Source organism: Caballeronia sp. ATUFL_F1_KS39 (assembly GCF_023630985.1).
GTDB lineage: Bacteria > Pseudomonadota > Gammaproteobacteria > Burkholderiales > Burkholderiaceae > Caballeronia > Caballeronia zhejiangensis.
Map to the genome: position 1 here is coordinate 122,986 of NZ_JALQDZ010000035.1, position 24,587 is coordinate 147,572.

General features: G+C 63.9%; 27 protein-coding genes and 1 pseudogene. 18 read left to right on the plus strand and 10 right to left on the minus strand.

All coding sequences use genetic code 11. The features are described from left to right. Positions 1–36: 36 nt before the first annotated feature. Positions 37–1,365, minus strand: coding sequence for an omega-aminotransferase AptA (aptA, locus tag NCR93_RS15680; RefSeq protein WP_175979175.1), 1,329 nt, complete (start codon positions 1,363–1,365; stop codon positions 37–39). Between the two features lie 148 nt (positions 1,366–1,513). Between aptA and NCR93_RS15685 the strand changes: the two genes are divergently transcribed. Then, positions 1,514–2,929, plus strand: a complete 1,416-nt coding sequence (locus NCR93_RS15685) for an aminotransferase-like domain-containing protein (RefSeq protein ID WP_175979176.1) — start codon at positions 1,514–1,516, stop codon at positions 2,927–2,929. A 45-nt stretch (positions 2,930–2,974) separates the two neighbouring features. Here NCR93_RS15685 and NCR93_RS15690 read toward each other — a convergent pair whose 3' ends face one another. The 5 genes from NCR93_RS15690 to NCR93_RS15710 form a co-directional block, all read right to left on the minus strand. Continuing rightward, positions 2,975–3,235 carry a hypothetical protein gene (locus tag NCR93_RS15690; protein WP_008353687.1) on the minus strand — a complete coding sequence of 87 codons (261 nt, stop codon included), beginning with the start codon at positions 3,233–3,235 and terminating at the stop codon, positions 2,975–2,977. Between the two features lie 190 nt (positions 3,236–3,425). Then, complete coding sequence (locus NCR93_RS15695; protein ID WP_008353686.1) at positions 3,426–4,022, minus strand: H-NS histone family protein; 597 nt, start codon at positions 4,020–4,022, stop codon at positions 3,426–3,428. Between the two features lie 126 nt (positions 4,023–4,148). Then, positions 4,149–4,895, minus strand: coding sequence for an ABC transporter substrate-binding protein (locus NCR93_RS15700; protein ID WP_249798641.1), 747 nt, complete (start codon positions 4,893–4,895; stop codon positions 4,149–4,151). A gap of 179 nt (positions 4,896–5,074) precedes the next feature. Then, positions 5,075–5,479, minus strand: a complete 405-nt coding sequence (locus NCR93_RS15705) for an Hsp20/alpha crystallin family protein (protein ID WP_175979178.1) — start codon at positions 5,477–5,479, stop codon at positions 5,075–5,077. A 13-nt stretch (positions 5,480–5,492) separates the two neighbouring features. After that, positions 5,493–5,927 carry an Hsp20/alpha crystallin family protein gene (locus tag NCR93_RS15710; protein WP_175979179.1) on the minus strand — a complete coding sequence of 145 codons (435 nt, stop codon included), beginning with the start codon at positions 5,925–5,927 and terminating at the stop codon, positions 5,493–5,495. 318 nt (positions 5,928–6,245) lie between these two features. Here NCR93_RS15710 and NCR93_RS15715 point away from each other — a divergent pair, with 318 nt between their 5' ends. The 4 genes from NCR93_RS15715 (at position 6,246) to NCR93_RS15730 (ending at position 9,200) form a co-directional block, all read left to right on the plus strand. Further along, entirely contained in the window at positions 6,246–6,434 is a 189-nt protein-coding gene (locus tag NCR93_RS15715; RefSeq protein ID WP_008353682.1) for a DUF2970 domain-containing protein, read from the plus strand. A gap of 68 nt (positions 6,435–6,502) precedes the next feature. Further along, positions 6,503–7,483 carry a 2-dehydropantoate 2-reductase gene (locus tag NCR93_RS15720; RefSeq protein ID WP_175979180.1) on the plus strand — a complete coding sequence of 327 codons (981 nt, stop codon included), beginning with the start codon at positions 6,503–6,505 and terminating at the stop codon, positions 7,481–7,483. Between the two features lie 73 nt (positions 7,484–7,556). Continuing rightward, positions 7,557–7,937 carry a nucleotide pyrophosphohydrolase gene (locus tag NCR93_RS15725; RefSeq protein WP_008353680.1) on the plus strand — a complete coding sequence of 127 codons (381 nt, stop codon included), beginning with the start codon at positions 7,557–7,559 and terminating at the stop codon, positions 7,935–7,937. 81 nt (positions 7,938–8,018) lie between these two features. Continuing rightward, positions 8,019–9,200, plus strand: coding sequence for an acyl-CoA dehydrogenase family protein (locus tag NCR93_RS15730; RefSeq protein ID WP_175979181.1), 1,182 nt, complete (start codon positions 8,019–8,021; stop codon positions 9,198–9,200). Positions 9,201–9,211: 11 nt separating this feature from the next. Here the strand turns inward: NCR93_RS15730 and NCR93_RS15735 are convergent, their stop codons facing one another. Further along, complete coding sequence (locus NCR93_RS15735) at positions 9,212–9,463, minus strand: DUF4148 domain-containing protein (RefSeq protein ID WP_033537146.1); 252 nt, start codon at positions 9,461–9,463, stop codon at positions 9,212–9,214. A gap of 251 nt (positions 9,464–9,714) precedes the next feature. On the opposite strand from NCR93_RS15735, the pseudogene NCR93_RS15740 reads away from it, so the two are divergent. The 5 genes and pseudogenes from NCR93_RS15740 (at position 9,715) to NCR93_RS15760 (ending at position 13,602) form a co-directional block, all read left to right on the plus strand. After that, positions 9,715–10,709: pseudogene (locus tag NCR93_RS15740) on the plus strand (M14 family zinc carboxypeptidase). Next, the gene (locus tag NCR93_RS15745; RefSeq protein WP_175979182.1) at positions 10,706–11,500 is read left to right on the plus strand and encodes an alpha/beta fold hydrolase; all 795 of its coding nucleotides are present in this window, start codon (positions 10,706–10,708) and stop codon (positions 11,498–11,500) included. Before NCR93_RS15740 ends, NCR93_RS15745 begins: the two are co-directional and overlap by 4 nt. Positions 11,501–11,523: 23 nt before the next feature. After that, on the plus strand, positions 11,524–12,030 hold the full coding sequence (locus NCR93_RS15750; protein ID WP_175979183.1) for a cupin domain-containing protein: 507 nt from the start codon (positions 11,524–11,526) through the stop codon (positions 12,028–12,030). Between the two features lie 299 nt (positions 12,031–12,329). Continuing rightward, the gene (locus tag NCR93_RS15755) at positions 12,330–12,569 is read left to right on the plus strand and encodes a hypothetical protein (RefSeq protein WP_008353671.1); all 240 of its coding nucleotides are present in this window, start codon (positions 12,330–12,332) and stop codon (positions 12,567–12,569) included. A gap of 139 nt (positions 12,570–12,708) precedes the next feature. Beyond that, positions 12,709–13,602: a GNAT family N-acetyltransferase gene (locus NCR93_RS15760; protein WP_372492554.1), complete on the plus strand. Its 894-nt coding sequence runs from the start codon at positions 12,709–12,711 to the stop codon at positions 13,600–13,602. 16 nt (positions 13,603–13,618) lie between these two features. Here the strand turns inward: NCR93_RS15760 and NCR93_RS15765 are convergent, their stop codons facing one another. Beyond that, entirely contained in the window at positions 13,619–13,813 is a 195-nt protein-coding gene (locus NCR93_RS15765) for a DUF1059 domain-containing protein (protein ID WP_008353669.1), read from the minus strand. Between the two features lie 124 nt (positions 13,814–13,937). Between NCR93_RS15765 and nthA the strand changes: the two genes are divergently transcribed. The 5 genes from nthA to NCR93_RS15790 are packed head-to-tail and all read left to right on the plus strand — an operon-like array spanning position 13,938 to position 17,157. Continuing rightward, entirely contained in the window at positions 13,938–14,597 is a 660-nt protein-coding gene (nthA, locus tag NCR93_RS15770) for a nitrile hydratase subunit alpha (protein ID WP_175979184.1), read from the plus strand. Then, positions 14,594–15,256: a nitrile hydratase subunit beta gene (nthB, locus tag NCR93_RS15775; RefSeq protein ID WP_250532259.1), complete on the plus strand. Its 663-nt coding sequence runs from the start codon at positions 14,594–14,596 to the stop codon at positions 15,254–15,256. The genes nthA and nthB overlap by 4 nt, the downstream gene beginning before the upstream one ends. Continuing rightward, positions 15,253–16,050, plus strand: coding sequence for a nitrile hydratase accessory protein (locus tag NCR93_RS15780; protein WP_175979186.1), 798 nt, complete (start codon positions 15,253–15,255; stop codon positions 16,048–16,050). Before nthB ends, NCR93_RS15780 begins: the two co-directional genes overlap by 4 nt. 22 nt (positions 16,051–16,072) lie before the next feature. Further along, a complete protein-coding gene (locus tag NCR93_RS15785) occupies positions 16,073–16,459 on the plus strand; it encodes a tautomerase family protein (protein WP_008353665.1) in 387 nt (128 codons plus the stop codon). Next, positions 16,456–17,157 carry a 4'-phosphopantetheinyl transferase family protein gene (locus tag NCR93_RS15790; protein ID WP_175979187.1) on the plus strand — a complete coding sequence of 234 codons (702 nt, stop codon included), beginning with the start codon at positions 16,456–16,458 and terminating at the stop codon, positions 17,155–17,157. Before NCR93_RS15785 ends, NCR93_RS15790 begins: the two co-directional genes overlap by 4 nt. A gap of 16 nt (positions 17,158–17,173) precedes the next feature. On the opposite strand, the gene NCR93_RS15795 is transcribed toward NCR93_RS15790, so the two are convergent. Beyond that, the gene (locus tag NCR93_RS15795; RefSeq protein WP_008353662.1) at positions 17,174–17,680 is read right to left on the minus strand and encodes a M48 metallopeptidase family protein; all 507 of its coding nucleotides are present in this window, start codon (positions 17,678–17,680) and stop codon (positions 17,174–17,176) included. A gap of 252 nt (positions 17,681–17,932) precedes the next feature. Here NCR93_RS15795 and NCR93_RS15800 point away from each other — a divergent pair, with 252 nt between their 5' ends. Then, a complete protein-coding gene (locus NCR93_RS15800) occupies positions 17,933–18,448 on the plus strand; it encodes a metal-dependent hydrolase (protein ID WP_008353661.1) in 516 nt (171 codons plus the stop codon). Positions 18,449–18,475: 27 nt separating this feature from the next. Continuing rightward, on the plus strand, positions 18,476–18,970 hold the full coding sequence (locus NCR93_RS15805; protein ID WP_175979188.1) for an LEA/WHy family protein: 495 nt from the start codon (positions 18,476–18,478) through the stop codon (positions 18,968–18,970). Here NCR93_RS15805 and NCR93_RS15810 read toward each other — a convergent pair. Beyond that, positions 18,967–19,392, minus strand: coding sequence for a cupin domain-containing protein (locus NCR93_RS15810; RefSeq protein WP_175979189.1), 426 nt, complete (start codon positions 19,390–19,392; stop codon positions 18,967–18,969). The two genes, NCR93_RS15805 and NCR93_RS15810, sit on opposite strands and share 4 nt — an antisense overlap. Positions 19,393–19,613: 221 nt before the next feature. Here NCR93_RS15810 and NCR93_RS15815 point away from each other — a divergent pair, with 221 nt between their 5' ends. Beyond that, the gene (locus NCR93_RS15815; protein WP_175979190.1) at positions 19,614–24,479 is read left to right on the plus strand and encodes an NAD-glutamate dehydrogenase; all 4,866 of its coding nucleotides are present in this window, start codon (positions 19,614–19,616) and stop codon (positions 24,477–24,479) included. The last annotated feature ends 108 nt before the right edge of the window (positions 24,480–24,587 follow it).

Consider the following 24,587-nt stretch of genomic DNA (forward strand, 5'->3'; position numbering starts at 1 on the left):
GCAGGAAGCCGGGCCGCGAGCAACCGCAAAAGCCGCTTATTTCACGCTTTCCAGCGCCTTTCGCACCGTCGCGAAGATCTGATCGATCTGATCGTCTTCGATGATGAGCGGCGGTGAGAACGCGAGGATATCGCCGGTGTAGCGCACGAGCACGCCCGCCTCGAAGCACTTGACGAACACTTCATACGCGCGCGCGCCGGGTGCGCCTTCGCGCGGATCGAGCTCGATGCCCGCGACGAGGCCAAGATTGCGAATGTCCTTCACGAACGGCGCATCGCGCAGCCCGTGTGCGGCGCTTTCGAACTTCGCGGCCTTCGATGCCGCGCGCTCGAACAGCTTGTCGCGCTGATACAGATCGAGCGTCGCGATGGCCGCTGCGGTCGCGACCGGGTGCGCCGAATAGGTGTAGCCATGGAACAGTTCGATGGCGTTGGCCGCGCCCGCGTTGACGACCGTGTCGTGCACGTTGCGATGCGCGGCGACGGCGCCCATCGGAATGGTCGCGTTGTTGATGGCCTTGGCCATCGTGATGAGGTCGGGCGTTACGCCGAAGTATTCACTGGCCGTCGCTTTACCCAAACGTCCGAAGCCGGTGATGACTTCGTCGAAGATCAGAAGAATGCCGTACTTCGTGCAGATATCGCGCAGCTTTTGCAGATAGCCTTGCGGCGGCACGAGCACGCCGGTCGACCCGGCGAGCGGCTCGACGATCACGGCGGCGATCGTCGACGGATCGTGCAGCGCGACGATGCGCTCGAGGTCATCGGCGAGATGATCGCCCCACGCGGGCTGGCCTTTCGTGAATGCGTTGTGCGCGAGATCGTGCGTATGCGGCAGATGATCGACCGACGGCAGCAGCGCGCCCGAGAACGTCTTGCGATTCGGCGCGATGCCGCCGACCGAAATGCCGCCGAAGCCGACGCCGTGATAGCCGCGCTCACGGCCGATCAGACGCGTGCGCTGGCCTTCGCCGCGCGCGCGGTGATACGCCAGCGCGATCTTGAGCGCCGTATCGACCGACTCGGAGCCCGAGTTCGTGAAGAAGATGCGGTCGAGGCCTTCGGGCATCAGGCTCGCGACTTTGGTCGCCGCTTCGAATGCGAGCGGATGGCCCATCTGGAAGGTCGGCGCGAAATCGAGCGTCGAAAGTGCCTTTTGCACCGCATCGACGATCTCGTCGCGGCAATGGCCTGCGTTCACGCACCACAGTCCGGCCGTGCCGTCGAGCACTTCGCGGCCATCGGTCGAGCGGTAGTACATGCCCTTGGCGCTGTCGAGCATGCGCGGCGCGGCCTTGAACTGGCGATTGGCGGTGAACGGCATCCAGAACGACGAGAGGTCTTCGATCACGGGGCGAGCGGTCATCACGGGGTCTCCTGAAGAAGTACGGCCACTGTATTCCCCGGCAAAATTGCAAGGCATAGACAGTTGCTTCACTGCGCTGCCAACTGTGCTGGCAGAATGCTGCAAACTGTATTGGCCGGCGGACTTTCTCCGCGTTATTCTCGACGCCATGATCGAACTCAAGCTGGAGCGCGGCGCGCGGCAGGCGCCGACGCTCGTCGAACAAATCGTGCGCGCGTTCTCCTCGGCGATCGAGGAGCAGACGTTGCGCGAGGGCGCGCTTCTGCCATCGGTGCGGCGTCTTGCCGAAGCCGAAAGTCTCAGCACATTCACGGTGACGGAAGCGTATGGCAGGCTCGTGTCGATGGGCCTCGTCACCGCGCGGCGCGGATCGGGTTATCGCGTGGCAATACGCGGGCGCAGCGAGCGCGTGCGCGCCGTCGAATGGCAGCCGCCGAGCCTCACCGCGACGTGGCTTTTGTCGGACGTATTCGCCGATCATTCCGTGCCGATCAAATCGGGCTGCGGCTGGCTGCCGAACGAATGGGTCAACGAGAGCGGTCTGCAGCACGCGTTGCGCGCGGTGAGCCGCGTACCGGCGGCGCGCATCGCGGATTACGGGCATCCGTACGGCTTCGCGCCGCTGCGCGAGCGGATCGCGGAGCAGATGGACCGCCACGGCTTGCCGATCGACGCCGCATCGAACGTGCTGCTGACCGCGGGCGCGACGCAGGCGCTCGATCTCATCGTGCGCACGCTGCTGCGTCCGGGCGATGCGGTCGTCGTCGAAGATCCGGGCTACTGCAATCTGCTGCAGATTCTGCGGCTCGCGGGTTTGCAGGTGCATGGCGTGCCACGCACGGCGGCCGGTGTCGATACCGACGTGTTCGAGCGCATCGTCGTCGAGCATCGACCGAAAGCGGTCTTTCTCAACACGACCTTGCAGAATCCGACGGGCGCGACCTTCGGCATGGCGTCGGCGTTTCGGCTGATGCAGATTGCGGAGCGGCACGGCCTGTGGGTCGTCGAGGACGATGTGAACCGCGAGCTCGCCGCGCCCGGCGCGCCCTTGCTCGCCGCCATGGAAGGGCTCAGCCGCGTGCTCTACGTCGGCGGTTTCGCGAAGACGATCACGCCCGCGTTGCGCTGCGGTTATGTCATCGCCGAGCGCGACGTATTGCGCGAACTGGCGCGCACGAAGATGGCGGTCGGGCTGACGTCATCGGAGGCGACGGAGCGCATCGTCGAGAAAGTGCTGACGGAAGGGCGCTACGCGCGGCATGTCGAATTCGTCGTGGAAAAGCTCAAGGATGCGCATGCGCTCGTCGAAGAACGCATGGATGCGCTGGGCGTCGAGTTGTTCCGGCGTCCGCGCGCGGGGCTTTTCCTGTGGGGCGCGTTGCCGATCGATCCGGCGGATGGAAGCGACGTCGCGACACGCGCATTGCAGCACGGCATATGGCTCGCGCCCGGCTCTTATTTCCGTCCGGACGATGCTCAAAGCGCATGTTTTCGATTCAACGTCCCTTATTCCGTGGACGATGCGCTTTGGACATTTCTGGAAAGAACGATAAAAGGCTTTTAAAACGGACACGACAAACTCGCATCATCGTGTCCGTTAATCGGATATTTATTGCGCCACTTGCGAAGAAGCGGAAGCCGAAACTTGCCCGCGTTGAATCTGCGCGGTGCGTTCCGTATTGCCGAAATCGCCGCGTCCTTGTGCGGCTTCTTCCGCAGCGAAGGTCTGCGCGCTGACGCCATGCTGCGAAGCCGGCGCTCCGACATCGGGACGATAATGCGGCGCCGGTCCATAACCGCTTGCAAATGCCGAGCCGGCGAAAAGAGAACTCAATGCAATAGCAAAGCCCACTACGAGTCGCTTGTTCACGAGGACGCTCCAACGAAGATATGAGGAGATGCGGTTGTCTGAAGCGACAACTGCAATCGGAGAAGCGAATCGTTGCTACGAAACGCCCCCGACATGTGAACGCAGTGTAGAAGGACTGAGCCTTTTTTTAATCGCACGAAAAGCCAATTGAGTTTTCGTCGATCTCAAACAATGGGATGACGTCAGGGTTTCATACGGAAGCATCGCCCGTTGTCGTGGATGGCGATGTTTCGGCACCGCCTTGTTCCGGCAATGCGGCTTTTGCCGCGCGTTTGCGGGGCGCGCTGCGCTTCACCGCCGGTTCCACTGCCGGTTTCGCCGCGACGGATTTCCTTGCTGCCGGCGCCGCTGCTTTCTTCTTCGCAGCAGTTTTTTTCGCCGCCGCTTTCCTCGCTACAGCCTTCGGTTTGACCGCGTTCTCCGCACTTTCCGCATCGATCAGAAACTTGCTGCGATCCTTCACGTTCGCGATCCACGCGGGCGGGCGCGCCCAGCCGCTCCACGTTTCACCCGTCTTCGGATTGCGATACTTCGCGGGCAGCTTTCCCTTCTTCGCGAGCTTGGTCATCGCTTCGTGACGGCCGGCGGGCGCGGGGTACGCGACCTGCGGCTTGCCCGCGCGTTTGGCCTTCTTGCCGTGACGGTCGATATCCGCGGTCGTGAGGCCGTGCCTTTCCATCAGCGCGCGAATATCGTCGAGTACGGCTTGCGCGCGTTTCGCGATCAGCTTCTCGGTCTGCGCCTGGAGCTTCTTCAACTTCGCCTGCATCTGCTTGAGCGTCGCCATCGTTGTCTCCTTGTTGTCGGTTATGTATGTGAGTCTAGGCGGGAGCGAAGCAAGCGGGATAACCTCGCCGCCCGCGCACGAAGTTATCCGCATTGGATGGATCGTTCGCGGGCAACGTATTCCAAATCACTCGCCGTAGATATCGAAGTCGAAGTACTTCTGTTCGATGCGCTTATACGTGCCATCCTTGATCATCGCGGCGATGGCGCCGTCGAGCTTATCCTTCAGGTCCGTATCTTCCTTGCGCAGGCCGATTGCCGTGCCCGGACCGAAGATCGCACTGTCTTCCAGCGCGCCGCCCGCGAAACCGTAGGGCTTGCCGCGCGGCGTCTCGAGAAAGCCGCGTTCGGCTTGCACCGCGTTTTGCAGCGATGCATCGAGCCGTCCGGCGAGCAGATCCTGATAAACCTGATCCTGATCCGCATAGGACACGACCTTCACGCCTTTCGCGCCCCAATGCACCTTCGCATACGTTTCCTGCATCGAGCCTTGCTCGACGCCGACAGCTTTTCCCGCGAGCGATTCCGCCGTCGGCTGGATGTTCGAAACGCGTTTGGCGACGAGGCGCGTGGGCACGTGAAAGAGCTTGCTGGAGAACGCGATCTGCTTGACGCGCGCGGGCGTCATCGACATCGTGGAGAGCACGCCGTCGAACTTGCGCGATTTGAGGCCGGGAATCATGCCGTCGAATGCATTTTCGACCCATACGCATTTCGCGTTGAGACGCCGGCATAGTTCATTGCCGACATCGATATCGAAGCCGACCAGCGTGCCGTCGGGCGCTTTCGATTCGAAAGGCGGATAACTCGCATCGACGCCGAAGCGGATAGTCGACCACTCTTTTGCATGCGCTCCGATCGATACGGCAAGCATCGAACCCAACAACACCGTTACCAGCCTCTTCACGATAGTCCCTTCTTTCTATGAGTATTCGAATGGTTGGCGAATTAAACCGCCGTTGAAGATTATAGAGGCGTGCGCGCAGTGCAAAAGAAAAAGCGGCCGCGAAAAATCGCGGCCGCTCGAGGCAAAACTGATTACTTTTCCGATGCTTAACCCGCGCGTACTTCGACGCGGCGCGGACGCGCTTGCTCGCGACGCGGAATCGTGAGTCTCAGCACGCCATTGCTGAGATTCGCGTCGATCTTCGTCGTGTCGAAGTCTTCGCTCACCGTGAAGGCGCGTACGAAACGCGGCGCGCGCAGTTCGGCATGATGCACGCGCACCGTGCCCGGCACAGGCAATGCTGCTTCGGCTTCGATGGTGAGGCGCGCATCGTGCACCTTCACGTCGAGCTTCTCGCGCGAGACGCCGGGCAGATCGGCCCACAGCGTGATGCCATTGCTATCCTCGACGATATCGACCGCGGGTGTGACCGTTGCGCGGCGTGCATAGTCTTCGTTCTTGCGCGCAGCGTCGTTCGTGTTTTGCGCGGCGACTTGAGTGTTCTCGGTCATGATGTGCTTCCTCTTACTGAATGGTGATCGCACGCGGCTTCGATGCTTCGCGCTTGCCGATGGTGATGGACAACGTGCCGTTCTCATAGCGCGCTTCGACCTTGTCCGCGTCCGCGTTTTGCGGCAGTTCGATCACGCGGCGGAAGCTGCCGATGAAGCGCTCTTTCGCATACGTGCGCGCGCCTTCCACCGTTGCCTGCGCCTTGCGTTCGCCGCTAATGGTGAGCGTGCCTTTATCGACGGTCACATCGAGCGATGCAGGCTCGACGCCCGGCGCGAACGCGACGATATGAATCGCATCGTCCGTGCTGCCGATGTTCAGACGCGGGAAAGCATCCGCGCGGCTCGAACGCATGCTCGAAGGAAGATTGCCGAAGAGCGAGGACATCTGCCGCTGCATGCGGTCCAGTTCAGAGAAAACGTCGCCGCTGAAATAAAAGTCACTCATGGTCCAGTCTCCGATAGTGCGGCCAGCGCGGCCTGCAACAGGAAGTTGAATCGACGACGCGGTTATCGCCGTCAGTGCATCGAAAGTAGGTGCGAAGGCTATCGTTTCAATACCGCCGCGCTATGTTTCAAGCGCAATTTTTTTTCTCCGGGCGGCTCTTGAAAGAAGCCGAAGCGCGCTTACATCCGTCCGAATGCGCTTCTTGCAGGTCGTTCTGCTACCGTCGAATACAGCGCAACTGCTGCTGTTTTTCATCTCATGGAGCCGGCATCATCATCGCGTGAAAGATCGATACGGATTCAGGCAAAGGAGCCGCTCATGGAACTCTTGAAGATGTTGCGCATCGTGCTTTGGAGCTTTTTCGGCGTGCGCAAGCGCGCTTCGCACAACGCAGACTTCGCGCAGGTCAGGTTGCCGCTATTGCCGGTCATCGCCGTGATGCTCGCGGGCGCATTCGGCCTGACGCTGCTGACGGTGGCGAAGCTCGCCACGGGCATCGCGCACTGAACGCACGAGCGCGCCGTCCCGCTCTTACAATGGCGATCGGATGATTGCCACGAGCGAGGACGGGAACGATGAAAGTATGCGTTTATGGCGCGGGCGCCATCGGCGGATGGATCGGCGTGAAGCTCGCGCAGGCGGGCTGCGATGTCAGCGTGGTCGCGCGCGGCGCGACGCTCGATGCGCTGAAGACGGAAGGGTTGCGGCTCGTCGAAAAGGACGCCACGCATGTCGTGAAGGTCGCGGCGAGCGCCGAACCCGCTGATCTCGGCGTGCAGGATCTCGTCGTGGTTGCAGTGAAGGCGCCCGCGATGGAATCCGTCGCCGCGCATATCGCGCCGCTGCTGTCGAATGAAACCACCGTGCTGACCGCGATGAACGGCGTGCCCTGGTGGTTCTGCGACGGCCTTGGCGAACCGTTCACCGGCAAACGTCTTTCGTCCGTCGATCCGCAAGGCAAGATCGCCGCGGCGATTCCGGGCACGCAGACGGTCGGTTGCGTGGTGCACGCGAGTTGCTTCGTAGAAGCGCCGGGCGTCATCCGGCATCATCAGGGCAAGGGGCTGATTCTGGGCGAGGCGACGGGCGCACCGACCGCACGCACCGAATCGCTCGTTTCGCTCTTCTCGAAGGCGGGCTTCGACGCCACGCTCTCCGCGCAGATTCAACGCGACGTCTGGTTCAAGCTATGGGGCAACATGACGATGAACCCCATCAGCGCGATCACCGGCGCGACCACCGACCGCATTCTCAGCGACGATCTCGTGCGCGGCTTCGTCACGAACGTGATGCTCGAAGCGAAGGAAATCGGCGCGCGCTTCGGCATTCCCATCGAACAAAAGCCCGAGGATCGCCACGCCGTGACGCTCAAGCTCGGCGCGATGAAAACGTCGATGTTGCAGGACGTTCAGGCGGGCAAGGCGGTCGAGCTCGATGCGCTCGTCGCGTCCGTGCGCGAGTTGGGCGCGATGACCGGCGTGCCGACGCCGTTCACCGATGCGCTTCTCGGGCTCGCACGCCTGCATGCGCGCACGCTCGGGCTCTATCCGGCCTAAGCCGGTTCACCGCGCCACTCTGTCCGGCGAAGGCAGCACCTTCGCGCACACCCGACATCTTCAGAGGAACCCCATGGAGCAACAGGATCAGCGGGAAACCGCGAGCGAGCTCGTCGCAATGCGCGACATGCTGCGCGAGTTCGTCCGCGAGCGGGACTGGAGCCGCTTTCATTCGCCGAAGAATCTGGCTGCGGCGTTGTCGGTGGAAGCGAGCGAGTTGCTCGAACCGTTCACGTGGCTCGCCACCGGCGACAGAACCGAACTCGACGAATCGAAGCTGCAAGCCATTCGCCACGAAATGGCGGACGTGCTCGCCTATCTCGTGATGCTCGCCGACTCCCTCGACGTCGATCTGCATCGCGCGCTGATCGAGAAGATGGCGCTGAACCGGTCGAAATATCCGGCGCACAAAGTGAAGGGCGACGCGCGCAAGTACACGGAGTACGACGACTGACACCCGGACGAACGCCACTGGCGCACGATGCGCCCGCGCGGTTAAGCTTGGCGTTCAGCCCGTTCCCTTAGAGGATTGTCGATGGACTTTTCGCTTTCTCCGGAGTTGACCGATCTGCAGGCGCGCGTGCGCGCTTTCATCGCTGAAGAGATCGTGCCGTTCGAGCGCGATCCGCGTTGCACGCCGCATGGCCCGAACGAAGCGCTGCGCGCCGAGTTGATCGCGAAAGGGCGCGCGGCGAAGCTGTTGTCGAGCCACGTATCGCCCGAATTCGGCGGCCTGGGCCTGAATCACGTCGCGAAAGCCATTCTGTTCGAGGAGGCGGGCTATTCGCCGCTCGGTCCGGTCGCGCTGAACATCGCCGCGCCCGACGAAGGAAACATGCATCTGCTCGAAGCCATCGCTACGCCGCAGCAAAAGGAGTGCTGGCTGCGTCCGCTCGCGGCGGGCGAGATTCGCTCGTGTTTCTGCATGACCGAGCCGCCGCCGGGTGCGGGCGCCGATCCGGCGATGCTGCAGACCATCGCCGTGCAGGACGGCGACGACTACGTGATCGACGGACGTAAATGGTTCATCACGGGCGCGGAAGGCGCGGCGGTCGCGATCATCATGGCGAAGTTCGCCGACGGTCCCGCGACGATGTTCCTCGCCGATATGTCGAGCCCCGGCATCGTGATCGAGCGCGCGATGGATTCGCTCGATACGTGCTTTCCCGGCGGCCACGGCGTCGTGCGCTTCGAGGGCCTGCGCGTGCCGAAGGAAAACGTATTGGGCGAGCCGGGCGAAGGATTTCGCTACGCGCAGGTGCGGCTATCGCCGGCGCGTCTCACGCACTGCATGCGCTGGCTCGGCGCCGCGCGGCGCGCGCACGATGTCGCGACGGCGCATGCGCGGCAGCGTCAGGCGTTCGGCAAGGCATTGGGCGAGCACGAAGGCGTCGGCTTCATGCTCGCCGATAACGAAATGGATCTGCACGTCACGCGTCTCGCCATCAGGCATTGCGCGTGGGTGCTCGATCAGGGCGTGCTCGGCAAGCACGAATCGAGCATCGCGAAAGTGGTGTCGTCGGAGGCGCTGTGGCGGGTCGTCGACCGCTCGGTGCAGGTGCTCGGCGGGCAGGGCGTCACGCACGAAACCGTCGTCGCGCGGATTTTCGCGGATATGCGCGCGTTCCGTATCTACGACGGTCCGTCGGAAGTGCATCGATGGAGCATCGCGCGGCGCATCCTGCGCGGGCCGAAGCCGCGCGGCGAATCGGCCTGACGAATGCGCGCTTACTGCACGCGGGTTTCGCCGCGAGCCTGCCGTTGCGCGATGATGCGGCTCGCGCGCATCGCGTTGTCCGGGTAGTCCAGCCAGTCGTTCGGATCGTAGCCGACCGAGCGCCACAGCAGAAATTCCTGCCGGACCTGGTCGCGCGTTTTCGGCGCGTTCGGATCGGTGGTTTGCGCCGGCGGTTGCGCGAGCGCGGACGCGGCGCAGCACAAAGCGAGCGCGCCGAGGATGATGCGGGAAATGGATGTCATGACGAATACCTCACACCGCGTAGCACGGCGATTTCATTCTAGGTGACGGAACGAAAACGCGCAGAACACGTTGTTCGCGTTCGGCGCGTCGCGTTTCATATGTCGTGTGCTGACGAACCGCCCTATACTCGATTTCTTCGGGCGGGGCGTTCCGGCGATTCATAGAACATAGCCTGAGCCAACGAATACACGACAAACAGGCCCCAGTCATGAGCACGTCGAGCGTTGCCATCAGCAGCAGTTTTCCGGAGATGGACGAACTGAAAGCGATTCGCGTCGCGGGCGGCGCGCGCTTCGCGTGGCACACGATCGGCGAAGTGCGCGCACGCGAGCATATGTTTCCGATCCTGACCGCGGCGATCGGCTCGGACGATCCGCAAGCGCCCGCCATCGGCTTTTTCGGCGGCGTGCATGGGCTCGAATGCATCGGCACGCAACTCGTCCTCGAATACATGCGCGCGCTGTTGCACGGCTCGAATGGGACGACACGCTGCATCATCAACTGCGCGCGGTGCGGCTCATCTTCATGCCGATCGTCAATCCCGGCGGCATGTTCGCGCGCACCCGCGCGAATCCGAATGGCGTCGATCTGATGCGCAACGCGCCGCAAAGCGCCGAAGGACGCGTGCCGTTTCTCGCGGGCGGACAGCGCATCGGGCCGTGGCTGCCGTGGTATCGCGGCCCGGCCGATGGCCGCATGGAAGTGGAGAGCGCGGCGCTGCTTTCCGTTGTCGAGGAACAGTTGATGTCGCGGCCGTTGAGCTTCGCGCTCGATTGTCATTCGGGCTTCGGCTGGGACGACAGCATCTGGTTTCCCTACGCGCGCACCGAGCGGCAAATGGCGCATCTGCCGGAAATGTTTCTGCTGAAGACGATGTTCGAGGAGTCGTATCCGCATCATGGCTATGCGTTCGAGCCGCAGAGTCATCAATACCTGCTGCACGGCGATCTGTGGGATTTCGCGTATGACCGCTCGCGCGCACCCAACATCTTCCTTCCGATGACGCTCGAACTCGGCTCGTGGCGCTGGATTCGAAAGAATCCGATGCAGCTTTTCTCACGCCTCGGCATCTTCAATCCGATCAAGGCGCACCGGACGAGGCGCGTGCTGCGGCGTCATCCGAACTTCTTCGATTTCCTCACGCGCGCGGCGTTCTCGTCGCGTCGCTGGCTACCGAGCGGCGAATTCCGCGAGGACGTGCTGCGGCGCGCGCGCGAGCACTGGCAACGCACGGCCCTGCGATGAGCCAGTGGATCCTTCTGCGCGGCCTCACGCGTGAAGCGCGTCACTGGGGCGCGTTCGATGCGGCGCTCGCCGCGCATGGGCTCGCAGGCGCGGGCGAGCGCGCGATATGCATCGATCTGCCGGGCAATGGCGTCGAACGCGCGCATGGGGCGCCGCTTTCCGTCGTCAGGATGATGGCGTTCGTTCGCGAGCGCGCCGCCGCGCTGAACATACGCATGCCGTGCCGCGTGCTTGCGATGTCGCTCGGCGCGATGGTCGCCACTGCGTGGGCCGAACATCATCCCGGCGAGATCGAGCGGCTCGTGCTGATCAACACCAGCATGCGCCCGTTCGCGCGCGTGTCCGAACGCCTGCGTCCCAATGCGTGGCCGATGCTCGCGCGAATCGCGATGACGTGGACGCTGCCCGAGCGATGCGAAACGCTCATCCACGCGCTGACGTGCAGTCGTATCGACACGCGTGGCGCGGATATCGCGCACTGGGCGCATCTTCGGCGCACGCATGGCGCGAGCGCGGCGAACGCGCTGCGTCAACTCGCGGCGGCGGCGCGCTTTCGCGCGCGCGTCGATGCACCGCCATGTCCCGTATTGCTGCTATCGTCGGCGGCGGACCGGCTCGTCGATCCGATATGCTCGCTGCGCATCGCGGCGCAATGGCGTGCCTCGCACGCGGTGCATCCGTGGGCGGGCCACGATCTGCCTCACGACGATGCCAACTGGACGTGCGCAGCCATCGCCGCGTGGCTCGACGAGCGCAAGCGCACGCGTGACGTTTCCGTGACGAGTGCATGACACCCATTTGTTTCAAGGTCAATATGAAACCGCCCATCATCAATCTCGATGCGCTCGAACCGCACCCGCTGCCGCCGCAATTCGCGCCGACGGGCGCCGCCGCCGAACGTTACGCGCCGCGCATCGCGCGTATCGGCGGCATGCTCGGCGCGAGGAAACTCGGCTATAGCCTCATCGTGCTCGAAGCGGGCAAGCGCGCGTTTCCGTTTCATCATCATCGTGTGAACGAGGAGATGTTCTTCGTGGTGGAAGGCGAGGGCGAAGTCCGCATCGGCCAGGAGACGCATGCGATTCGCGCGGGCGACGTCATCGCCTGCCCGCCGGGCGATGCATCGACGGCGCATCAGATCGTCAACACGGGCGCGCAACCATTGCGCTACCTTGCGGTCAGCACGATGCAATCGCCCGAAGTGGTCGAGTATCCGGATACGGGCCGCCAGGCCGTGCTCGTCGCCGACGAGCCGGGCGTGAAGGGCTTGCGCGCCGTGTTTCGCGCAAGCGATTCGCTGCACTACTGGGACGGCGAATAGAAATGCAGCAGGCACGACGATGGCGAACACCGTCGTCGCTGCCTTCCATGCTTCGTCCATGTAACCGTCACGAATTTCCCGTTAGCGCATGTAACGGACGTGCGTTTCGCGCGACGCATAGGGGAAATCTCGTGTTGCAACGCAGCATCCCATTGCGTATGCTGTTCCTGGCAGGTGGCACAGGCCGCCGCCGCACGCATTCGAGCATCGACACGAACAATCAAACGCCGGCAAGCACAGAGCGTTTCATCGGGCGGGCCGGTAAGCATTACGGTCGTCAGCCTGAGGGAGCCGCACATATGGAACTGACCACATCGTCGCAACCGACGCTGCACGTCTTTCATCAGGAAGGAGGGTGGCATTGGGGCATCACCGTCGAGCGAGCGGCGGGAGGCGGAATGAAGGTCGTCGCGTATAGCGACGAAGGCTTCGGATCCGAGGAAGAGGCACGCGAGGACGGCGAACACGTCCTGCGCTCGGAAGACTGGCGCTCGCGCCAGAGTTTCAGCCGCAGCGAGCGGCGTCAAGGGTATTCCTGATCGGGGCGGCACACGCTCGCCCCCGTTATCGTCCCACCGTTCTTTTTTCCCCTCGTTGCACCCACGCCTCGCTGCATCTTTCGCCTGCACCGGAAACGCGCGACACTGAACGCATCCGCATTCCGACAAGGCGCGTCCCATGCCGTCCGTTCCCTGTCCCTCGCACGCGACACCCGACAATCCCCGTTTCGCAATACGCCGCATGACGCCGCGCGATGTCGACGTCGCGCTCGAATGGGCCGCGACCGAAGGATGGAATCCCGGTCTCGACGACGCCCGCTCGTTCTTCGCCGCCGATCCGCACGGATTTTTCGTCGGCACGTGGGACGGCGCGCCGGTCGGCTGCATCTCGGCGGTCGCATACGGCGATGCGTTCGGTTTCATCGGCCTCTATATCGTGGTTCCGGAATGGCGCGGCAAGGGCTTCGGCATGCGCTTGTGGAACGAAGGCATGGCGTATCTCGGCGCGCGCACTATCGGGCTCGACGGCGTGCTCGCGCAGCAGCCCAACTATCGGAAATCCGGCTTCGTGCTGGCGTATCGCAACGTGCGCTATGAAGGCATCGCATCGGCGGATGAAGATCCTGCCGCTGGAGCCACGATCACCGATGCGCTGAACATCCCCTTCGCGCGGCTTCTCGATTACGACACCCGCGTGTTCGCGTGCGAGCGCACCGCGTTCCTGCGAGCGTGGCTGTCGCAACCGCAGGCGCACGCGCGCGCACTCGCCGCGCTCGATGGCGACGCGGTGAGCGGCCTCGCCGTGATCCGGCGTTGCGGCGCGGGCCACAAGATCGGTCCGCTCTTCGCCGACGATCTGAGCACGGCGCGCGCGCTGTATCGTGGGCTCGTTTCCGTGCTGCCCGGCGAGACCGTGTTCCTCGACGTGCCCGAAATCAATCCTGCGGCGGTGGCGCTGGCGGTCGAACACGACATGACGAGCGTCTTCGAAACGGCGCGCATGTACACGCGTGCGGCCCCGGACGTGCCGCTCGCGCGTGTCTTCGGTGTAACGACCTTCGAGCTCGGCTGAGAACGCCAAAGACCGGTCAGGCCGGCGGCGTGCCGTCGTGAAAGAAGGTCTTCAGTTGCGAGCGCAGTTCGGGCGAATCCGTGTGCTGATGGACGGCGACGGCATGCTGCACGGCCGCTTCCATCAACTCGTCCTCGCTGTCGGCGGACAGGACGACGCTGCATTTCACGTCGCTCGGGCACTCGCGACAATCGATGTACTTGCGTGTCATGGCATCCTCCTCGCATGAGACGCTGAATCCAGTATAGGCGGCGCGCCGCGTCACGGTGACGAGGTTTGCGCGCGCGCGCACACTCCGGTAACGTGTGACGTCTGTGCCACGCGCGAGCCCGCTCATGAGCCACGATCATCCGCACCATCACGACCACGACCACGATCACGATCACGCCGGCAGTGAATTGCCGGAGATGGACCTGCGCGTGCGCGCGCTCGAATCGCTGCTGGTCGAAAAAGGGTATATCGATCCGCGAGCGCTAGACGTCTTCATCGAAACCTACGAGCACAAGGTCGGGCCGCGCAATGGCGCGCGCGTCGTCGCGAAGGCGTGGAGCGATCCCGCGTTTCGCACATGGCTTTTGGGCGATGCCACCGCCGCCATCGCCTCGCTCGGTTTCACCGGCCGGCAAGGCGAGCACATGGTCGCGCTCGAGAACACGGAGGACGTACATAACATGGTCGTCTGCACGCTATGCTCGTGCTACCCGTGGTCGGTGCTCGGGCTGCCGCCGGTCTGGTACAAGTCGGCGCCGTATCGCTCGCGTGCGGTGATCGATCCGCGCGGCGTGCTGCGGGATTTCGGCGTCGAATTGCCGGAACAGGTCGAGTTGCGCGTATGGGATTCGACCGCCGAAGTGCGCTATCTCGTCGTGCCGATGCGTCCCGCCGACACCGATCATCTCGACGAAGACGCGCTCGCCGATCTCGTCACACGCGATTCGATGATCGGCACGGGCGTCGCGCTCGCGCCGTCGCAGGCAACGGGAGCATCGGCATGAACGCGGCGCACGACATGGGCGGCATGCAGGCGTTCGGCCCCATCGAAATCGATGCCTGCGACGCGCCGGGCGCATCGCCGTTTCACGCGGAATGGGAGCGCCGCGTGCTGGCCGTCACGCTCGCGATGGGCGCGACGGGCCAATGGAACATCGACACGTCCCGTGCCGCGCGCGAAAGCCTGCCGCCCGCGCAGTATCTCGGCAGCAGCTATTACGAAATCTGGTTCGAAGGCTTGAAGAAACTCTTGACGGCGAAGGGACTCGCGAGCGCCGATGAGATCGCGAGCGGCCGTTCGCAATCCGCCGCGAAGCCGAACGTGCGCGTGCTGAAAGCGGAGGACGTAAGCGCCGCGCTGTTGCGCGGTGCGCCGGTCGATCGTCCGGCTACGTCGGCGGCGCGCTTTTCCATCAGTGATGAAGTCCGCACGAAACTGATGAATCCGCCGACGCACACGCGTCTGCCGCGCTATTGCCGCGGCAAGCTCGGGCGCGTCGTCGCGGTGCGCGGCACGCACGTCTTTCCCGATGAAAACGCGCTCGGTCACGGCGAGCATCCGCAATGGCTCTACACCGTGCGTTTCGAGGCGAAAGACTTGTGGGGCGCGGACACGACCGCGTCGTCGGTGTGTGTCGATTGCTGGGAGCCGTATCTCGAATGACCTCGACCGACGCTGAATCGAAGCTGAAAGAACTGCGCGCCGCGTTGCCCGAACTGCCTTTCGATGGCGACGGTCCCGTGTTTCGCGCGCCGTGGGAAGCGCAGGCGTTCGCGATGGCGCTCGCGTTGCACGAGCGCGGCGTGTTCACCTGGAAGGAGTGGGCGCACGCGTTGAGCATCGCGATCGAGGACGCGCAGGCGGCGGGCGATCCCGATCACGGCGACACGTATTACGCGCATTGGCTCAGCGCGCTCGAACGCCTCACTGCCGAAAAGGGATGCGTGAGCGACGCGATGCTTGCGCAGCGGCGCGACGAATGGCACGAGGCCGCGCGCGCCACGCCGCATGGCCAGCCGATCGTGCTTACGCGCGCATTGCCCGCCGCGACGCTCGATGCGTATCGCGCGGCGATCTATCGGATCGAAGCGCAGCCGGACATCGACATGAAGATCGGCGTCGGGAATCGCGATGTCGTTGCCTTGCTCGAAAAGCATGGCGTCGCAAGCGCGGTGTTCGTCACGGCGTTCAATCCGTTCGGTCATGTGCTCACGCCGCAAGAAAATGCGCTGCGCCAGCGGGCGCTGATCGAACGCGTCGGACAGATGGGATTGCAGGCGCTGGCGGGCGCGGGCGTCGATCCGCAGCATGTCTGGGTGGCCGAAGCGAGCCTCTTCGCGCTCGGCGCGACCCGCGACACCGCCGATACGCTGATGACGCAATTCGCGCAGAACGCCGTCGTGTATGTCGACCGCGCGGGCGTGCCGGAATTGCTGCTGCATCCGGATCATCGCTGAAACTAACCAACAGGAGAAACCCATGCCGCTCGTTCGCATCGATCTGCAGAAAGGCAAGGACAGCGCGTATCGCACGACTATCGGCGATGTCGTGTACGACGCGATGCGCTCGACACTCGACGTGCCCGAGAACGATCGGTTTCAGATCGTCGCGGAGCACGGCGCGACGGACTTCATCGTCGATCGCACGTATCTCGGCATCAGCCGCACGGACGATTGCGTCGTGATCCAGGTCACGCTCAACGAAGGCCGCGACCTCGCGAAAAAGAGCGCGTTCTACAAGGCGGTCGCCGATGGCTTGCACGAACGTCTCAAGCTGCGGCGCGAGGATGTTTTCATCAGCCTCGTCGAAGTGAAGAAGGAGAACTGGTCCTTCGGCAACGGCGAGGCGCAGTACGCTCCCAAATGACCGAAGCAACGATTCCCTTCGATGTCCGCCCGATGCCGCTTCCCGATCACGCGCCCGGTGACGTGCGCGCGTGGCTGCTTCATATCGATTTTTCGATGCCGCTCGACAGCGCCGCCTACGCCGTGATGAACGCGGATGAACGCGCGCGCGCCGCGCGTTTTCTGCGTCACGCGGATGGCGCGCGTTTCGGCGCGGTGCGTTGCGCGCTGCGGCATCTGCTCGCGGCCGAAACGGGCGACGATCCCGCGCGTCTCGCGTTCGATGCCGGCGATCGCGGCAGGCCGTTTCTCGTTCACCGGAACGCGCCGGATTTCAACGTGTCGCATTCGGGCGGCTATGGCTTGATCGCGATGTCGCGAGAAAGGCGCGTGGGCGCCGATATCGAGGAAGCGCGCGCGACGTTCGATTGGCGCGATCTCGCGCCCGCGGTGCTCGGGGATATCGACCGGCGCGAAATCGAAGCCTTGCCCGACGATGCCGCCCGAAACCGCGCGTTCTTCGACTGCTGGACGGCGAAAGAGGCGGTGCTGAAGGCGCACGGCGATGGCATCGGCAGCACGGATGTCGCGATGCACGGCTTTTCAGTTCTTCCGCGCAGGGACGTTCGCTATGCGGTGACGCGCGGCGCGGGCGCGTTCGACGCTATTTCGCTCACCGCGCCCGACGGATACGCTGCGGCGCTAGCCTGGTCCTATTGATGCGTCGCAGCGACGCTCACGCCACTTTCGTGCGCAGCAAGTCGCGATGCGTGAGATACAGCCGCAAGTCGAATTCGATCTGATGGTAGCCGGGCTGCATCAACTCGCACAGGCGATAGAAGGCCTTGTTGTGATCGCTTTCCTTCAGATGCGCGAGTTCATGCACGACGATCATCCGAAGAAACTCGGGCGCGGTGTCCCTGAAAAGCGACGCAATGCGGATTTCCTTCTTCGCCTTGAGCTTCGCGCCCTGCACGCGCGAGATGGCGGTGTGCAGGCCGAGCGCGTGACGCAGCACGTCGAGCTTGCTGTCGTAGAAGACTTTGTCGATTGCAGGCGCGACGCGCAGGAATTCCTGCTTCAGATCTGAGCAATATTCATAGAGCGCGCGATCGGACTGTACGGCGTGCCTGTTCGGATAGCGCGCGTCGAGATACGAACCCAGTTGTTGCTGGGCGATCAGTCGGCGAACCTTGTCCTGCAGCACGTTCGGGTAGGCGCTCAGGTATTTCAGGTGTTGCATGACGGCCAAATTCGATAAAAATGCCTGCGTGCGCAGGCGGGCGTGGGACGCATCGGGCAGCGTCCGCAGCGTGATTTGCGCAGCGATTCAGCAATCATTTTAGTCAACGCCGCGCGGCCTCGCCGACGCCGTTCGCACAAGCGTGTTTCGACGCACGCAATTGCGTAAGTTTATGTTTCAGGCCGGTTTCGACCCCAGCGACCGTGCGAACATGCGCCCTCTTCGGGCAAGGGCGACAAAGGCGGTTTCTTCATGGCATCGAGCAAGGCTCATCATGCGACGGGATGGGCGGCAGGCATCATCGCGGCGGCGATCGTGACGCATCCGGCCACGGCGGGCGGCGCGAACATGCTCGCGGGCGTTTTCGCGCTGCTCGCGGGCGTCGCCGGGGCGACCGCGCCGGACTGGCTCGAAGTCGCGTGGTGGACGCGCGCGCGCAAGCTCTGGATCACGCATCGCACGCTCACGCACTGGGGCATCGGCTGGGTTGCGCTGCTCGCGCTTTCGTATCACTTTCTCGGCCGGCATCCGGCGGCGCCCGTCGCGTTCGGCTTCGCGTGCGGCGGGCTCATGCATCTCTTCGCGGACTGGCCGAACCCGCTCGGCGTGCCTTGGATCGCCGCGCGCCATTCGCTCAATCTATGGACGAGCGGCCATTGCGATCTGATCATCGTCGCGGCTGCGTGGGCTGCAGCGCTTTTCGTCGTCGACGATGTCTGGTTTCATCATGTCTATGGCCGCATGCTGCTGAACGCACTACATATCTAGCACGACATTGCGAGGAGTCACGTTCTCATGCAACCGAATCCCATGCGCAATCGCTTCGCTTTCTTCCTTGCCGCCTTTCTCGCGATGCTCGCGCTCGGCGGCTGCGCGGGCTTCTTCAATCGCGACGCGATGCGCGTGAGCGTCGCGGGCATCGAGCCGCTCGAAGGGCAAGGGCTGGAGATGCGTTTCGCCGTGAAGCTGCGCATTCAGAACCCGAACGACGCGCCGATCGACTTCGATGGCGTCGCGCTCGATCTCGATCTCAACGGCCGCGCATTCGCGAGCGGCGTCAGCGATCAGCGCGGAACGGTGCCGCGTTTCGGCGAAACGGTGCTGTCCGTGCCGGTGACGGTATCGGCATTCTCGATGGCGCGCCAGGCGTTCGGCTTCGCGAGCGGCGACACCGTCAGCAAGGTGTCGTATGCGGTGCGCGGCAAACTCGCGGGCGGCGCGTTCGGCGGCGCGCGCTTCGCCGACAGCGGTTACGTCGATCTGCCGGGCATGGGCGCGCCCGGCTACTAGGGCGCGGACGGCTCCCACGGATCGTAAGACACGACGCGATCCGCCTCGTTGGCGTCGTTGCGGGCGATCACGGCGCGCGCTGCTTGCGTCGCGCTCAGATTGACCGGCTGATGCGGCACGCCCGGCGGAATGAATACGAAGTCGCCCGGCTCGTTGATGACCGATTCCGCCAGTCCCGGCCCATAGCGCGTCTCGATGCGTCCTTCGAGTATGTAGATGCCGGTCTCGTAGCCAACGTGGATGTGCGGCTCGCCGCGTCCGCCCGGCGGCACGACGACGATATGCATCGCGAGTCCGCGCGTGCCCGCCGTCTTCGCCGACAGCCCGACGAAATACGGCAGATGCTGAACCGTCGCGAGTTGCTCTTTCGGACGCACCGTGACGACCGTCTGCTGCGCTGTCTCTTCAGTGAAATCCTGCATGGCGATGCCTCCGTGAGCCGCTCTTCAGCTATCGACAATAGTCGAAAGCCGATGTCGCGCAAAGGTCATGCGATGCGGCTAACGTAGCCGGAATGCGCGCACCGTCTTTGTGCAACCGCACATGCCCGACCCGCGAGCGATGCGCCGGGGCGGCGCATAATCTCCTTGATTCGAAGCGCGAGCCGCAATCGCACCGCAACCGAAAGCCTCGGGAGGACACCATGCTGGTCAAGAACGAAGCGCGGGTCGAACATCTCATCAACGATCTTCTCGAGTTCGCGAGAGGGCGATTGCCGGAGCCAAGCTTCAAGGTCATCGAGCCGCTGCTTCGCTATTACTACGAGCAGGTCGATGTCGAGGATATCGCGAGCCGCGATGTCGCCGATCTCTACGGCGCCGCGATGGCGCACTGGCAGACCGCGCAGAAGTTCGTGCCGGGGCGCGAGGTGCTGCGCGTCTACAACCCGAATCTGGAGCAGCACGGCTGGCATTCGGATCACACGGTCGTCGAGATCGTCAACGACGACATGCCGTTTCTCGTCGATTCGGTGACGATGGAACTCAACCGCCTGGGGCTCGCGCTGCATTCGGCGATTCATCCGGTGTTTCGCGTCTGGCGCGCGAGCAAGGGCGCGCATACGGGCGAGATCGAGCGCATCGGTCAGGGTCATGCCGAAGCGGGCGACGGCAACTCCGAGCTCGAATCGTTCATCCATTTCGAAGTCAATCGCTGCGGCGACGGCGAGCGTCTCGACGAAGTGCGCGAGAACATCGCGCGCGTGCTCGGCGACGTGCGCGCGGCGGTCGAAGACTGGCCGAAAGTCACCGAGGCCGCGCGTGTAGCGATAGACGATCTGAAGGCGCGCGATACGACGCCCGACGGCATCGAGTCCCGCGCGTTCCTCGAATGGATGGTCGCCGATCACTTCACGTTCCTCGGCTGCCGCGATTACGAACTCGTCGAGCATGAAGGCGGCTTCGCGCTGCGCGGCGTGGCCGGCTCGGGCCTCGGCATTTTGCGCGAAACCTTGCGCGCGCCGTCCGACGGGGACGTGACGCCGCTGCCGCCGGGCGCGGCCGCGATCATCGAAGGCGCGGCGCCGATCTTTCTCACGAAGGCGAATTCGCGCGCGACGGTGCATCGGCCGGGCTATCTCGACTATGTCGGCGTGAAGCGCACGTCGCCGGATGGCAAGGTGATCGGCGAACGGCGCTTCCTCGGTCTCTATACGTCGACGGCGTATCTCGTGCCCACGTCCGAGATCCCGATCGTGCGCCGCAAATGCGCGAACATCGTGCGGCGCGCGGGCTTTCTCGCGAAGGGGCATCTGGCGAAGTCGCTTATCACGGTGCTCGAACAATATCCGCGCGACGAACTGTTCCAGGCCGATGAAGACGTGCTCTTCGATATCGCCATCGGCGTGCTGCGTTTGCAGGAACATCAGCGCACGCGGCTTTTCGTGCGGCGCGACCGCTTCGACCGCTTCGTGTCGTGCCTCGTCTTCGTGCCGCGCGACAAGTTCAACACCGACTTGCGCCGCCGCATCAGCCGTGTGTTGATGGAAGCGTTCAACGGCAAGAGCATCGAGTTCACGCCGCTCCTGTCCGAATCGCCGCTCGCGCGCATTCATATCGTCGTGCGTGCGGACAGAGGCGCGATGCCCGAAGTCGATACCCGCGAACTCGAAGCGCGCGTCGTGCAGGTCGCGCGCCGCTGGCAGGACGATCTCGCCGATGCGCTCATCGACAGTCACGGCGAGGAAGCGGGCAACCGGCTCCTGCAGCGTTATGCCGATTCGTTCCCGGCGGGTTATCGCGAGGACTATCCGGCGCGCACGGCGGTGCGCGACATCGAATTGATCGAGGCGACGCATACGCGGCCCGGCGGCTTGTCGATGAGCCTGTACCGGCCGATCGAAGCCGGACGCCGCGCGTTTCGCTTCAAGGTGTATCGCGTCGGCGATCCGATCGCGCTGTCGCACAGCCTGCCGATGCTGGAGCATCTCGGCGTGCGTGTCGATGAAGAGCGGCCGTATCTGATCGAGCCGACCGGCGCGCCGAATGCGTGGATCCACGATTTCGGGCTGGAGTTGCAGGACGACGTGGAATTCGATATCGACCGCGTGAAGCCGCTCTTCGAAAACGCGTTCGCGAGCGTGTGGTCGGGCGAGATCGAGAACGACGACTACAACCGTCTCGTTCTGCGCGCGGAGTTCGGCGCGCGCGACGTGACGATCATGCGCGCCTATGCGAAATATCTGCGGCAGGTTGGCTCGACCTTCAGCGATGCGTATATCGAGCGCGCGCTGATCGGCAATCCGCTGATCGCGAAGAAGCTGCTGCAACTCTTCATGGTGCGTTTCGATCCGGCGCGCGGCGGCTCGGCGGAAGATCGCGACAAGGCCGCCGAACGCGTGCTCGCCGATATCGAAGCCGCGCTCGACAAGGTGCCGAATCTCGACGAAGACCGCATCCTGCGTCAGTTTCTGGGCGTCATCACGGCGACGGTGCGAACCAATCATTTCCATCGCGATGCGCAAGGCCAGCCGCGTCCGTATGTGTCGTTCAAGCTCGATCCGTCGAAAGTGCCGGGCTTGCCCGAGCCGAAGCCGATGTTCGAAATCTGGGTCTATGCGCCGCGCGTCGAGGGCGTGCATTTGCGCGGCGGACGCGTTGCGCGCGGCGGGCTGCGCTGGTCGGACCGGCGCGAGGATTTCCGCACCGAAGTGCTCGGCCTCATGAAAGCGCAGATGGTGAAGAACACGGTAATCGTGCCGGTCGGATCGAAAGGCGGCTTTGTCGTGAAGAATCCGCCGCCCGTATCGGATCGGGAAGCGTTTCTCAATGAAGGCATCGCGTGTTATCAGATGTTCCTGCGCGGCCTGCTCGACGTGACCGACAACCGCACGCCCGATGGCATCGTGCCGCCGCCCGATGTCGTGCGCCACGATCCCGACGATCCGTATCTCGTCGTCGCCGCCGACAAGGGCACGGCCACGTTCTCCGACTACGCGAACGCGATCGCGCACGAATACGGCTTCTGGCTCGACGATGCCTTCGCGTCCGGCGGGTCGGTCGGCTACGACCACAAGAAGATGGGCATCACGGCGCGCGGTGCGTGGGAATCGGTGAAGCGGCATTTCCGCGAGATGAACTTCGATACGCAGACGACCGATTTCACCGTGGTCGGCATCGGCGACATGTCCGGCGACGTCTTCGGCAACGGCATGCTGCTGTCGCGCCATATCAGGCTGATTGCGGCGTTCGATCATCGGCATGTGTTTCTCGATCCGACGCCCGATGCGGCCACGAGCTTCGATGAGCGCGCGCGTCTTTTCGCGCTGCCGCGCTCCAGCTGGGCCGACTACGATCCCGCATTGATCTCGACGGGCGGCGGCGTCTATCCGCGCACGGCGAAGTCGATTCCGATCTCGCCGCAAGTGCAGGCGGCGCTCGGCATCAGCGCATCGGTGCTCGCGCCGAACGAACTGATCCGCGCGATCCTGCTGGCCGAGGCGGATCTGCTCTATAACGGCGGCGTCGGGACGTATGTGAAGTCGAGCGCGGAGACGCATCAGCAAGTCGGCGATCGAACGAATGATGGCGTGCGCGTGAACGGCGCGGAACTGCGCGTGAAGGTCGTCGCGGAAGGCGGCAATCTCGGGCTCACGCAACTGGGGCGCATCGAGTTCGCGCAGAAGGGCGGCCGCATCAATACGGATGCCATCGATAACTCGGCGGGCGTCGACTGTTCGGATCACGAGGTCAACATCAAGATTCTGCTCGGCCTCGTCGTCGCGGATGGCGAGATGACCGAGAAGCAACGCAACGCGCTGCTCGCCGAAATGACCGATGAAGTCGGCCTGCTCGTGCTGAAGGACAACTATGCGCAGACGCAGGCGCTGTCGATCGCAAAGCGCCATGTCGCCGAAACGCTCGACGCGGAAGCCCGCATGATGCGCTTCCTCGAACGCGGCGGGCGCCTGAAGCGGCGTATCGAGTTCCTGCCGAACGACGACGACATCAACGAGCGCGCGGCGGCGAAGTCGGGGCTGACGTCGCCAGAACGCGCGGTGCTGCTCGCGTACGGCAAGATGTGGCTCTACGACGAACTGCTCGAATCGGACGTGCCCGAAGACGCGCTCGTCGCGGACATGCTGCCCGAGTATTTCCCGAAGCCCTTGCAGCAGCGCTATAGCGAGACGATGCAGCGCCATCCGCTGAAGCGCGAGATTCTCGCGACGCATCTGACGAACGCGCTCGTGAATCGTGTGGGCTGTACGTTCGTGCATCGGCTGATGGAAGAGACCGATGCGCGCCCGAGCGATATCGTGCGCGCGGCGCTGATGTCGCGCGATGTCTTCGATCTCGACGATTTGTGGCGCAGCATCGACGGACTCGACAACATCGTCGCGGATGAAGTGCAGGCGCGCATGTTCGTCGATGTCGTGCGTCTGCTCGACGATACGTCGCTGTGGTTCCTGCGTCATCTGAAGCACAACGGATCGGGCTCGAACGAGGCGAAGGGTTTGCTCGCGCGTTGCCGCGAGGCGGCGCTTCGACTCGCGCCGCAACTGCCGGCGCTCTTGCCCGCGACGCAGCTCGACGCGTGGTACGCGCGGCGGCGCGATCTGGAGGATGCGGGCGTCGAGAGCAGTCTCGCGGCGCGCGTCGCGAGCGGCGAGATCGCGACCGCCGTGCTCGACAGCGCGGAAGTGGCGGCGTGTTCCGGGCGCGGCCTGGAACTGGTGGCGAGCGTGTATTTCGGCATCGGCACGTTGCTCGATTATCGCGGCATCGCCGAACGGGCGATGGCACTGCCGATCACGACGCACTGGGACTTGCTCGCGCGCGCGGCGGCGCTGGAAGAGCTCGCGCGATTGAAGCGCGCGCTGACGGTGAGCGCGCTCGAACAGTCGCGCGGCATCGATGCGCCGGATGTGATCGTCGAGAGCTGGCGCGCGAAACGGCAGGACGCGCTGGATCGGTACACGCGCTTGCTGGCCGAATTGCGGGCGAGCGGCGGCGCGAGTTTGTCGATGCTGCTGGTGGTCGTGAGGGAGATGGCGGTGCTGGAGAGAGCGTAGGGACCGTGGGGATTGGCGGCCTTTTATCAATTCTCAACAAATCGTCTCAGGCGTTCCCCTCGGCACTCATTTTTAGGAACTGTCCTTCTTTTTGAAAGATTTGAATTG